The organism is Micromonospora sp. CPCC 205554, assembly GCF_036902745.1.
Lineage (GTDB): Bacteria > Actinomycetota > Actinomycetes > Mycobacteriales > Micromonosporaceae > Micromonospora > Micromonospora tulbaghiae.
In genome coordinates this window covers 58,090-69,724 of sequence record NZ_JBAKHP010000030.1, presented here as the reverse complement: position 1 = coordinate 69,724, position 11,635 = coordinate 58,090, and the positions used below count along the sequence as shown (strand labels likewise).

At 71.8% G+C, this 11,635-nt stretch carries 11 protein-coding genes and 1 pseudogene; 2 read left to right on the top strand and 10 right to left on the bottom strand.

The genetic code is table 11. The annotated features are described in order from the left end of the window. A pseudogene (locus V6U82_RS26790) lies at positions 1–262 on the top strand (hypothetical protein); the annotation flags it as partial. A 29-nt stretch (positions 263–291) separates the two neighbouring features. Next, entirely contained in the window at positions 292–687 is a 396-nt protein-coding gene (locus V6U82_RS26785; protein WP_334465832.1) for a hypothetical protein, read from the top strand. Between the two features lie 728 nt (positions 688–1,415). Here the strand turns inward: V6U82_RS26785 and V6U82_RS26780 are convergent. The 10 genes from V6U82_RS26780 to V6U82_RS26740 all read right to left on the bottom strand — a co-directional run bounded on the left by V6U82_RS26780 (position 1,416) and on the right by V6U82_RS26740 (position 11,617). Beyond that, entirely contained in the window at positions 1,416–2,063 is a 648-nt protein-coding gene (locus V6U82_RS26780; RefSeq protein WP_334465829.1) for a GGDEF domain-containing protein, read from the bottom strand. 95 nt (positions 2,064–2,158) lie between these two features. Beyond that, positions 2,159–3,157, bottom strand: coding sequence for a MarR family transcriptional regulator (locus V6U82_RS26775; protein ID WP_334465826.1), 999 nt, complete (start codon positions 3,155–3,157; stop codon positions 2,159–2,161). A 162-nt stretch (positions 3,158–3,319) separates the two neighbouring features. Continuing rightward, on the bottom strand, positions 3,320–3,430 hold the full coding sequence (locus tag V6U82_RS31635; RefSeq protein ID WP_442933472.1) for an Lsr2 family DNA-binding protein: 111 nt from the start codon (positions 3,428–3,430) through the stop codon (positions 3,320–3,322). Beyond that, complete coding sequence (locus tag V6U82_RS26770) at positions 3,391–3,681, bottom strand: Lsr2 dimerization domain-containing protein (RefSeq protein ID WP_334465823.1); 291 nt, start codon at positions 3,679–3,681, stop codon at positions 3,391–3,393. Before V6U82_RS26770 ends, V6U82_RS31635 begins: the two co-directional genes overlap by 40 nt. 29 nt (positions 3,682–3,710) lie before the next feature. Beyond that, positions 3,711–4,847 (bottom strand): monooxygenase, encoded by a 1,137-nt coding sequence (locus V6U82_RS26765; protein WP_334465820.1) that lies wholly within the window; start codon positions 4,845–4,847, stop codon positions 3,711–3,713. A 259-nt stretch (positions 4,848–5,106) separates the two neighbouring features. Next, positions 5,107–5,424 carry a hypothetical protein gene (locus tag V6U82_RS26760; protein WP_334465817.1) on the bottom strand — a complete coding sequence of 106 codons (318 nt, stop codon included), beginning with the start codon at positions 5,422–5,424 and terminating at the stop codon, positions 5,107–5,109. Next, positions 5,421–6,266, bottom strand: coding sequence for a hypothetical protein (locus V6U82_RS26755; protein ID WP_334465814.1), 846 nt, complete (start codon positions 6,264–6,266; stop codon positions 5,421–5,423). Before V6U82_RS26755 ends, V6U82_RS26760 begins: the two co-directional genes overlap by 4 nt. A 419-nt stretch (positions 6,267–6,685) precedes the next feature. After that, positions 6,686–7,498, bottom strand: a complete 813-nt coding sequence (locus tag V6U82_RS26750; RefSeq protein WP_334465810.1) for a hypothetical protein — start codon at positions 7,496–7,498, stop codon at positions 6,686–6,688. A gap of 475 nt (positions 7,499–7,973) precedes the next feature. Further along, a complete protein-coding gene (locus tag V6U82_RS26745; protein ID WP_334465807.1) occupies positions 7,974–8,813 on the bottom strand; it encodes a replication-relaxation family protein in 840 nt (279 codons plus the stop codon). Between the two features lie 374 nt (positions 8,814–9,187). After that, positions 9,188–11,617, bottom strand: a complete 2,430-nt coding sequence (locus V6U82_RS26740; RefSeq protein WP_442933471.1) for a type IV secretory system conjugative DNA transfer family protein — start codon at positions 11,615–11,617, stop codon at positions 9,188–9,190. Positions 11,618–11,635: the final 18 nt, after the last annotated feature.

The following is an 11,635-nucleotide window of genomic DNA, read 5'->3' as shown; positions in this document are numbered from 1 at the left end:
CGAGGTCGGCAACCGGCACTACTTCTTCATCCTGAAGGGGTGCGTGAACGACCAGCCGGCGCGGGGGATCTACAACGAGTTCCTCCGCGGCGACCTGCAGCCGCACCGCAAGGTGTTCGAGGTTCTCGGCGACCGCACCAAGTGCGAGCCGTCTCCGGACCAGCTTTCCGGCCTCGGCTTCAGCTCCACGGTCCGCAGCTCCGTGGTCGCCAAGGTGACCATGACCGGCGGTCGACGCCGCCTCATTAGCATCCAGTTCTGATTCCCTACCCAGAAATCGGAGAGGCCATCGTGACCATCTTTGAAAAGGCCACGCGGGAAAAGTTCCGCTATCCGTCGGCCAAGGGACTGCTGACCACGGAACAGTTGTGGGAGCTTCCGCTGACCGCCAAGTCCGGCTTCAGCCTCGATGATGTGGCCAAGGCGGTCAACGCCGAGCTCAAGGGCGTCGACACCGAGTCGTTCGTTGCCACCGAGGCCAATCCAGCCAAGGCGACCTTGGAGACCAAGTTGGAGGTCGTCAAGCACGTCATCGCCGTCCGCCTCGCGGAGCAGCAGGCGGCGAAGGCGGCGGCGGCCAAGAAGCTGGAGAAGGAGAAGCTGCTGGCGGTCCTGGGCCGCAAGCAGGACGCGGTCCTGGAGAACCTGACCGAGGCGGAGCTGGTGGCCCGGATCAACAACCTGTAGCCCGCCTACAATCTGCCAGCCGGTCCGCACATCGCCGGGAAGTACGGTCGCCGTGCAAGACCTGCGCGGCCAGGCCGGCGCTCAACGGCCACGTCTCGGCGAACTCACATCGATACAACAGCGGCCGCGACGCCCTCTCCTCGGCTAGATCCGGACATCGCCCGGGCTCGGCAGAGGCCGCCGTATGTGGTCGATGATTTTGTGTGCTGGCCGCAGCTAACGGCCAGCTCGCCGCGTTGCGCATGCCGAAGGCTGTATGTAATCGGTGGCGTCTGCGGCTCTGCCCCTGCAACCCGTACGCGAACAGCTCGCCTTGAGGCTGCTTCCAGCTCGCCCTGGCGACGGCGACGAAAGCGCCCCGGGTGCAGGGGCGCCCCGTGGACCGTGGTCCACTCGCTGCCGGTGGTGGCGTCCGCTGACGCGGCGGCCAGGCATAAGGGGTTGACCTTCACCGGTCGGCCGCCGTCGACGGGTTCGACGACGACGCCGACCGGCAGCGGGTGACGGCGGTGAGTCTCGCCCCGGCTGCTGAGGCGGGCCATTGCCAGGTCGATGGTCACCTGGCCACCGATCGTGTACAGGTGAGGGCCGCTTACGGCGGATGTGCTCCCGACGCGGTCTCGGCGACCGTCGCCGTGGACGGGAAGGTAAGGCGGGGCGGGCGAAAGCGGGGCACGGTGAAGACCTCGCGTCATCGGTGCGAGGCCCCCTGGTGTGTCCGTAAGCGGTCAGTGGCGGCGCAGGTCCCGCAGGCGGGAACCCGGCGGCGGCCCGGTGTGACTGGTGGTGGCGGTGGCGCCATGGACTCCGGAACCGGATTTTTTGGCCCGATACATAGCGATGTCGGCCTGGTGCAGCAAGGTCCGCGGGCCGACACCGAGGGCTGCGCTGGTGTGCCCGACACTGGCGCGCACGGCCAGCGCGTGTTCTCCGAGGTCGACGGGGTGGCGGCCGACTGCCCGCCAGGCGGCGCGGGCGGCGGCGGCGACGTCGTCGGGGCCGCCGTCGACCAGCAGGGCGAACTCGTCGCCGGACAACCGCGCGGCAAGGCGCACCGGTCCTCGCAGGGCGGTGAGCCGTCGGCCGACCTCGGTGAGGACGTCGTTGCCGGCCTCGTGGCCGAAGGTGTCGTTGACGGCTTTGAAGCCGTCGAGGTCGAGCAGGACGAGCCCGAACGGTGCATCGGCGCGTGTGGCGCGGGTGAGGGCGGCGAGCAGGGCCCGCCGGTTCGGCAGACCTGTCGTGTCGTCGTGGTCGGCAGCGTAGCGGGCGCGGGTCAGCGCCTGCTGCTGGCGCCACAGCAGCGCTGCGGCGAGGGCGAGACCGGCGAGGACTCCACCGACGGCGGTGACGATCGAGGTCAGGATAGGAGACACTTCGGAAGCTCCTTCTCTAGTAAGGAGCACCGGGGGCGGGCGTGGTTCCGGGAAGTTCGACGCCCGCCCCCGGGCTACCGGCAGGGCGGGGTCGCTCAGGCGGTGGGATCGGCGAGGGCGAACGTGGCGGGCTTCTCGGCAGCCAGGACCACCTCCCCGGTCCCGACGAGCTTCACGGCAGCGTTGTGGACCGCGCCCGCGCTGGCCTTCTTCGCGCCGGTTCCCTCGTTGGCCCGGTCGACCAGCTTGCACAGCTCGCTGACCTTGTACTGCTGGCCGGGGTTGGCCTCGAGGACGTCGAGGATCGCAGCGCGCAGGGTGCCCGATGCCCGCCGGGTAAGGGCTTGCGCCGCCTCGCCCGTCGCCTGCGTGGTCGGCGGCGCGGCCGGTGCTTCCGTAGCGGGTTCACCCGTGGTGCTGTCGGCGGCCGTGCCGGCTGAGGGACGCTGCGGTGTGGCCGGTCCGGCGTCCGCATCGTTCGCTACGGACACCGGTCCGATGGCCGGGCCGGTGCCGTCGGTCGCGACGGGCACCTCGGGCTCGGCAATCGAACGGTCGCTGTCGTCGCCGTGCTCGATTTCGGTGTCCTCGGCTTCAGCGGCCGCATCGGATGCCGCGCCGGCATCACCAGGAGCTGGCGATGCCGAATCCTGGGGCGCGTCCGGCTGCCCGTCGGCGGGAACCTCGGCGGCTGGCCGCTCGTCGTCGTCCTTCGCGTCAGCCTCCCCAGTGTTCTGCCTGTCGTCGCCGCACGGCCCGTGCTCTGCGGCGGCGCCGGGTGTGTCGCTGTCGCGGGTGGCGGGCTGCGGTGTGGGCTGACCGTGGTCGCCCTGTTCGGTATGCGCGCGGCCGGCGTCGGTCAGCCGCCACAGGGTGGGTCCGGTGTCGCTTCGCGTGGGCTCAGCCAGTCCCGCATTGTGCAGAGCGCGCAGTTTCGGGGTGGTGGTCGAGTAGCCGAGGCTGGCTTCGGTGGCGATTGCGGCGGCGGTTGCCTCCCCGAGCCGGTGCAGCGCCGCGAGGACCTTCGCGGCGCTGGGCGCCAGTGGCGCTGGCACAGGCGTATCGGTGGTCGTACTCGTGGGGGTGCTGGTCATGGGCGCATGGCCCCCTTTCTCCTGCCGTCGGCAGGGGTCGGTGAGTGAGGCGCGCGCACTGATGCACGCTCCGGATCGGGTATCGATCAAGTCTTCTGTCCGAGATGTGGGACTCCGCCGGGCGGCGCACAGGTACGCCGCCCGGCGGCACGGTGACCGGGGTCAGTGGGCGGCGTGGTAGGCGTCCCGCACCGCGGCGGGGATGACGCCCCCGGTTCGTGGCCGGGGCAGGTTCAGTTCCTGCCAGTTGACCGTCCACCACCAGGTGCGGATCTCCTGGCTCTGGACGCGGCCGGTCGCGGTGCCGCGCTGCCGCCGCGCTGCCGCCGCGCTGCCCGGGGCTGTTTCGGCAGGCGCCGCCCGGCCATCAGGAATGGGCCGAACGCCGCGGCCATCCGGTCGAAGTTGCCGGCGGACAGGTCGATCTCGTAGGTGATGCCGTTGAAGGCGAACTGGTGGGTGGCGACGTCGTCGGTGGAGCCGTCAAGGTCGTCGACGAGAATCGCGGTGATCTTGGTGGCCATCGGGGCCACCTCCTTTCCACTGGGGTGGGTTACCGGACGGGTCGGTGACTGCCGAGGCCGAGCTGCCGGCCGATGACGGGCCCGCGGCGCACGGCGGCGACGGCGGCGGGCAGGTGTCGGCGTTGCCAGCCGTGCAGGGCGGCGGCGAGGTCAGCGCCGTACTTGCGGTGCTGGGCGAGGGCGGCGGCGAGCCCGGCAGCCTGCTCGATGCCGTTGTTGGCGCCGCGCGCGGTGTGCGGGCGCACGGGGGCGAGGGCGTCGCCGAGCAGGACGGCGTGACCGGCGCCGACCGGCCACACCATCCGGTGCGGTGGGGTGATGTCGAGGACCGGTACCGCCATCCGGATGGTGGTGGCGTGCACGACGGCGGCGTGGTCGGCCGGGAGGAGCAGGTCGGCGTGGGTGTCGACGTGGGCACGCGCGGCGGGGCTGACGTGCCGGGGCAGGGCGAAGACCCGGCGGGTGGGGTCGGCGCCGAACCGCTGCGCGTACTCGACGCGGGTGCAGTCGAGGTAGAAGGTCCAGTCGCAGCCGCCGGGTACCGGGGCGAGGTTGAACTGCACGCCCGGGCAGGGCTGCAACCGCAGGAAGTCCCGCAGCCCGGGCTGCGGGGTGATGCTGGCGATGCCGCGGTGAGCGACGTAGCCGGCGTACCGCAGGACCCGGTCGGGATCCAGCAGTCGGCGGCCGGTGGAGGACCGGCCGTCGGCGAACACGACCAGGTCGGCGGCCGCGGTGTGGCCGTCGCGGAACCGCAGCACCGGCCGACCGGCCTGCTCGGCCAGGGCGGTGACCCTCATGCCGGTGTGCAGGACACCGGCGGGCAGGCGGCGGGTCAGCGCCTGGTGCAGCAGCGTCCAGATGGTGTTCCGCCCCGGGTAGGTGCGCCGTATCGTCTCGGCCGGCTGGCGGTCGCGGACGGTCATCTGGACGATGGCCTCGGAGTCGTGGGCGACGAACTCGTGCTGGCCGATGTCGAGGCGGTCGAGCACGTCGAGGGCGGGGTGTTCCAGGCCGATGAGGCCGCCGCCCAGAGGCGCGGACGCCGGCGCGGCCTCGAAGACGGTGACGTCGTCGAATCCGGCGCGCAGCAACAGCAGCGCGGTGACCGGGCCGGTGATACTGCCGCCGATGACGGCGATGGTGGGCCTGGTGGCGGATGTCATGAGGGTTCCCTTCTGGAGGGCGGGAAACCCGGGCACGGCCGTGCCCGGGTGTGCGCGAGTGCGCGGGGTGGCCGGGCATCGGCCAGGTGGTGCCAGTGAGAAGGCGGGTCAGCGGCGGTGGACCGCGGACACACACAGAGGTCAGCCGCCTTGATGCGGCGGGCGGATGGAGGCTGGGAAGGCGCGGCGCCGGCCTGCGTCCGCTGGTGCGCGAGGTGCGACCGGGCGGGCAGCGCCGGGAAGGTGTGGCCTTGCCCGGTTACCGGCCGGGCGTGGTGAACGGAGGCGGCACGGGAAGGATCCGCCGGGCCCGCTGCAGCACCTCGTCGGCGACCGGGATCAGCGGTGTCGCGTCCGGGGGCGTGGCCGGGGTCGTCCGGTGCCAGCTACTACCGGGGCTGCTCGCGATGATCGTCCAGGTGAACAGCGGGGTGAGGACCTCGGCGAGCGCCGTGCTCTGCGTGGCGTAGCTGTCGCGGCAGACCCGCACCCGCAGGACGTACGCGTCGCAGTGGTGCACCCGGGTCAGCTCGTAGGTGCCGTGGCCGCGCTGGTGGAACACCTCGTCAACGATCACCGCGACCGGCCCTCCGGGTCGGTGGCGCGGGTCGTCGCCTCGGAGGCGACACGGTTCCAGGGCCACTGGTAGGCGCCGATGGCGTAGCAGCCGTTGGCGTCCGGGACGATGCGACCGTGCTCGACCCAGCGGCTGCCCAGGCCGTCGTTGTCCTCCCACTCGACGGTGACCTCGTCGCCGTCGAACCGCAGCCGGGGATGCTCGCCGGGCATGTCACCGGGGTAGAGGGCGTCGAGGTGGGCGGCCATGCGCTGCACCGCGAACCGGGGGAAGCGGCACAGCACCCCGGCGCGGGAGAGGGTGGTGTAGCCGGTGGCGACCATGGCGCGGCAGGCGCCGCCGCCGACCACGTCGCAGGTCACGGTCGCCGGGGTCCAGGTGGCAAGCGGCGGGCTGATGTCGCCGCGGCTGCGGGAGACGCGGTAGCGGCCGCCTGTGGTCTCGCTCGCCGGGTCCGGGTGCAGCCCGAACCAGTGCATCCCGTGGCGGCGGGCGTAGCGGAGCAGGTCGAGCAGGTTCCGGCGGCCGTCGAGGTGTTCGGTGTGCAGGGGCAGGAATCCGTGTCCGTCGTCGGTAGGGATCGGGTTGCCGGTGGCGCCGGTGGCGGTGTGGGTCCAGGTTTCGGCGCGGACGCGGTGGTCGGCGCCGTCGGTGTCGTACCAGCGGGGGACGCCGTTGGAGGACAACCAGTCACCGTCGATGTCGTGGGACCAGATGAGCGCGTCCTGGTCCGGGACGCCGGCCCGGTACTGCTGCCGGGTCCTGCGGTGCGCGCCGGTGGAGGCGGCGTGTTCGGCGAGCGGCAGGACGTCGTCGACGCGGAACCAGAGTCGTTCGGACATGGCGGGGAAACCTCCTGATGTGTGGAAGAGGGAAAGGTCGGCCGCTTTGCTGGCCGGGCTTGCGGGGCGCCCCAGCCCTGGGCGCCGGGCGGTGCCCGCGCGGGGCCGGCAGCGAGTCCACGCCACGCTGCTCTGGCCGGGGTACGACGTGTGGCCCGCAGAAGCGGGGCGGTCGTGGTCCCATGCGGGCGTGGTTCAGGTGGCAATGGACGTGGCGTAGGGGCAGTGGCCGCATTGGTCGTGGTGGGGTGTGCGTCGCAGGGCTCGGGAAGCCTCAGGGGCGCGGCGGTAGAGGTTGCGTCTGCGGCCAGGAGTCGGCGCGGCGCGGGCGGAGTTGCGTGGAGCCGGTCGGGTCGCCGCCGATCCCCGGGTAAGCAGGGGATGGGTGGTGGTGCCCGACCGGTTCCGGTGCGGTGGTGTTACAGGGCGACGGCGAGCAGCCGCTGGTCGGTCTCGACGGTGTCGAGGTACCGCATCGCCTGCTCGAGGTAGGTCACCCGGTGGGTGAGGGCGTCGCTCGCGGGTGCGAGCTTGTGTCCGTCCGGCGTGAGCAGGGCGTCGCCACAGACGGCGGTGGTGGCGCTGTAGTGCTGGTAGGCCATCGGGCCTGCCTGGAACATCTCCAGCTCCCCCACGGCGAGGTGGGCGGCGCCGTAGCTGGCCGCGTTGTGCATCCGCATCGCGTTGACGCGGGCCTGGTTGTGGAAGTCCGCCTCGGCCCGCTCGCGCGCGTAGCAGGCGGGGTCCGCCAGGTGGCGGGCGAGCAGGGTTGGCCACGGGGTGGCGGGCCGGGTGCCGTGCACGACCTGCTGCCACAGTTGGTGGCGGATGCCGGCGCCGACGCCGGCGGCGTGGCGCATGGCGGCGAGGTCGAGCAGCTTGATCGGTCCGCCGGCGCAGTACACCGGACGTCCCTTCCGTCGTGCGATCAGGTCGCGCCGCTGCCACAGCCACATGTCTGGGATGGCCCAGAAGCGGGGCTGCAGGGTGCCGGATACGCCGAAGTGCCGGTCGAGCTGGGTGGCGGTCAGGGCCTGTGACGGCAGTCCGTCGGGCAGGCAGACGATCATGGTGTTGATCGTCGCGGTCGGTGTGACCACCGGGCTGGTGGGTGCCGTGGTGCTGGCGGTGGTGGCCGCAGGGGTGGGCTTGCGGTCTGGGCGGGGCGTCACCGTCGGCACGCGGGTGCCGTAGCGGCTCAGCGGGGTCGCGGCACCGTTGGTTGCGGTCATGTGGGGTTCCTCCTTTGGTAGGCGTGCGTTGTTGGGCGCGCGGAAGCGGCCGGCCCACCGGGTACATGGGTCGACTCACGGGACGAACAGGGATGGGTGCAGCAGACGGCTGCTGGTGGATCGGGATGGTGCGGCTGGTGCGGGTGGTGCGGTGCGACCTGGGGGTCGCCGCGCGGCGCGGGCGCCGACCGGCCGAAGGCGGGTGGGCGGAGCGCACCGTGAGGTGCGGCGGTGGTTCCCGAGGTGGGACCGGACCGGGTGGAGCGATATATGGGTGAAGGTGGTGCCGATGAAGGTAGCGGCCGGATCTGTCAGCGGCGGCCGCCGTCACGATGGTCAGTAGTGCCGTTGACCTGCACTGTCAGACGACCGCTCGATTCCGCGGGCGAGGGACGGCGGGACTGTGAGATCCGGTCGGTCTCACAGCCGCCCACGACGGTGGACGGCTCCCCTGCGCGTGCGGTGCAGGTGAATGTCAGGGCTCCGGGTCGGGGCCGCTGGGGTCGGTGTCGGGGAAGCGGTGCGGGTTGGTGGACGGGTTGTCCGGGCCGTGGTTGGAGGGCAGTTCGTGCAGCCAGCGGCGCGGCCCGGGGTCGGTGGTCAGGGTCCAGGCAGGCCCGGCGGGGTGCTCGCCGTAGAGGCCGGTGGCCACGGGCATGGCGGTGGGCACCCCGGCGAGGGCTTCGAGGAGGTGCTGCTCGCGGCGGCGGCCGGGGACGCGCAGCAGCACGGGGTAGCGGGGCCCGTAGCGGGCGAGCTGCTCGTAGGCGCGCAGCTTCCGCAGCACGGTACCGAGGGGTTCGGTGCCATTGTCGTGTTCGAGGAAGAACCCGACGTTGCGCCCTCCGGCGTGCCAGATGCCGTGTCCGTCGGGCTGGACACCGGTGCCGCTGCCGGCGGCGTAGGAGGCGGCGACGAAGGCGGCGGTGGTGTGCTGTTCGGACCACCACCGCGCCAGCCGGGCGTGTTCGTCGGTGCGGGCGTAGCCGAGCAGGTCGATGAACAGCTGGTTGGTGCCGAGCAGGTGGGGCAGGCGGCGGCTGCCGATGATGCGTTCGGTGCGGTCGATGCTGGTGCGTGGGGCGCGGGCGTCGGCGTGGTTCGGGTCGTTGAACTGGGTGGGGTGGACCACGGTGCCGAGCGGGCCGAGGGTGTAGAGGTACTGGCCGCTGCCGGTGGTGACGTCGACGAACCGGCTGACCGCCTCCATCTGGTGCAACTGGGCGAGTCGGAGCCGGGCCGAGCGACGCGATGGGAACAGCGCCGTGGTGATCTGGTCGGTAGACAGCACGTAGTGCTCGGCGAGCCACCGCAACAGCTGATGATCACGGGCGGTCAACCGACGAAGCCGGTCAAGACGAGCAAGACGAGACGACGAACGGGAACCAGGCGAAGAGGCGGAGGAAGAGGCAGAAGCCGAGCGGGAGACGGAGTTGTTGGTGGACACGGTGGATGCTCCAAGCGGAAGAGGAGTCCCTCCGAGGGAGGGTGTCTGAGTTCGGTGAGGTGGTCACCGGAGGCTGGACATGGCCGGTGAGCGGCACTGACAGACCCGGACGGCCGGATCTGTCAGTGCGGTGTGATGATCGGTGGTGAAGGGCTGGTGAAGCCCGCACGGAAGGGGCGACCGGGACTCGGTCGACCTCGGTCGACCGATCTGTCGATCTCGCTTCAACCGTCCTGCGGCGTTCAGGTGTTCGCCTTCGGACCGCTCTTGCCCCGGGACCGGCGGTTGTCGTCGGGTCGGGCCGAGAACCGGTCGACGAGGTCGTCGATCGCGCTGGTGTCCTGCGCCGGAACCGCCTGCGCCGCGGCCTGACGGATCGCCGTCGCCTCCCCCACGACCGGCTTCGGCGGCCGGGTCTTGAGGGTGAACGCCGGCGTCTGCCGCCCACCGACGATCAGGCGGGCGACGGCGGTGTAGGCGTCCAGGTGGGTCAGGTCGTGCTCGTCGAGCTCGGGCAGGGTGTGCCTCGCTAGGACGCGGGCGTCCTCCGGGGCGACGGAGAAGTACAGCTTGTTGCGAGCGTTCGCCGACGCCGCTGCCAGGAGGTCCTTCGGGAACTGTGCCAGGTCCTGGTGCGCGAGGACCATCGACAGCCGGTACTTGCGCGCTTCCGCCAACATCGAGTCGAGACTGTTGGCGAGGGTCAGGAAGTTCTGACACTCGTCGATGATCAGCGTGGCGTCCCGACGTCTATCGGCGGGCACACTGGCGCGGGCGGTTGCGGCCTGCCAAACCTGGGCCAGCACGAGGGAGCCAAGGAGCTTGCTGGTGTCCTCGCCGAGCTGGCCTTTCGGGATCCTGACGAGGAGGGCACCGCCGTCGAGGACCTTGCCCATATCGAAGCTGGACCGGGGGTAGCGCATGGTGCGCTTGACGAAGTCGCGCAGCAGGAACGCCCGCAACCTCGCGAGGACGGGACCGATGACCTGGGAGCGTAGGGCCGGGTTGAGCTGGTCGTACCACTGCCAGAACCCGGACAGGCCGGCCGGGTCATCCAGGCCGACGGTCATCGCGCTTCTGAACTGGGCGGAGTTGAGCAGGGGCGGGATGTGCTGGAGGGTGACGTTGGCGTGCCGCAGCAGGGTCAGGCAGGCCACCCGCATGACGTCGTCCATCCGCGGCCCCCACGCCTTGGCGAAGATGTTCCCGAAGATCGACACGAGGTTGTCGACGACCAGGTCGGGGTCGTCGCCGGACAGCGGGTTGAGGGTGGGCGGGTTGGGCTGGTCGGGGTCGAACAGCACCACCCGCCCGGCGACGCTGGCGGGGAGCCGGTCGAGGATGTCGAGGACCATGTCGCCGTGCGGGTCGATGACGACGGTGCCCCGGCCGGCTTTGATGTCCTCGACGGCCATGTTGACCAGCAGGGTGCTCTTTCCGGAGCCCGTCGAGCCGACCACATGCAGGTGATACCTCGCGTCCGCCACGGACAGGGCCACCGCGTGGCCACCAACTTCGGCGTCACCGAGAACCTTTGTGCCTCGGCCGCCGGTCGGCACCGCCACAGGGGCGGGCATGGACTTCGCCCGCGCCCGGTCCAGCCCTGGAACGGCCATATCCCGCGGCAGCGCGGCCAGGACGGCCAGTTCGGTGGTGGAGGCCAGGAACCCGGATCCGAGCCGCCGGGTGGCCAGCACAGCCACCGGTTGCGCCATCCGCGCCCGGTGCGCGAGGCGGTTGCGGCCGGCGTACACGGCGAACGACGAGGCGACCGCGTCCGCGATGCCCCGCAGCCTGGCCTGCGGCCGGGAGCCACCACGGTGGTTGTTCATCGCGATGGCGTAGCGGATGCCGATGCTCCACAGCGGGTGGGCGGTCTTGTCGAGGATCGCCCTCACGTCCCGCTCCACGCCGGGGTCCCGGCGGCCGGCCGGCTGGCCGCCGCTGCGGGTGGTGGTGCGGCCGGGAAGAAAGGCCTCGATCAGCCACAGCAGCGGCGCGGCAGGATCGATGGCCGGTACGGCCGTTTTGCCGTCGCGGAGCCGGCCGGCGGCGCGGCGGGCGCGTGCGGCCCGGCGGGGGGTGGCGGGGCGGGCGAGGATCTGCACGCAGGCGTACTCGTCCGATTTGAGCTGCGAGCCGGCGGACATCAGCGCCCGTAATGGATCGTTGTCGTGGTCGGTGTTGATCGGTAGCCACTCGGCGGCCGTCGGCAGGAGGTGCCCGCCGACGGCGGCCGGTATGTCCAGTGGGATCGGCGGTGGCGCCTGGTCGTCGGTGGTGCAGGCGGTGCCGGGCCAGGCGGCCCGCACGGCGGCCTCGACCGCCCCGGCCGGCACGCTGCCGGACACCCAGATGCTGATGAGGAGCTGCCGGCCGGTCCAGGTGTACTGCCACACCACGTGCGGGCTCCCGTACAGCAGCCGCCGTCGGCGCGACGGGGTGAGCGTGCCGTGCAGGTTTGCCCACAGCGCGGCGGCGCTGTGCGGGTCGACCTCCGGCGGTGGGGCGACCGTGACCAGGCGGGCCCGGTCGGCGTGGCGACGATGCCGCCACCCGTCGAGCAGGTGGCGCCCGGCGACGGACGCGACCAGCAGGGCGGCGGCGACTGCCAGGAGCCACGGCCGGTCTACCACCCATTCGGCGGTGTGCAGAACCCAGCGCGTGGGCACGGTCGGCGGGAGGATGAC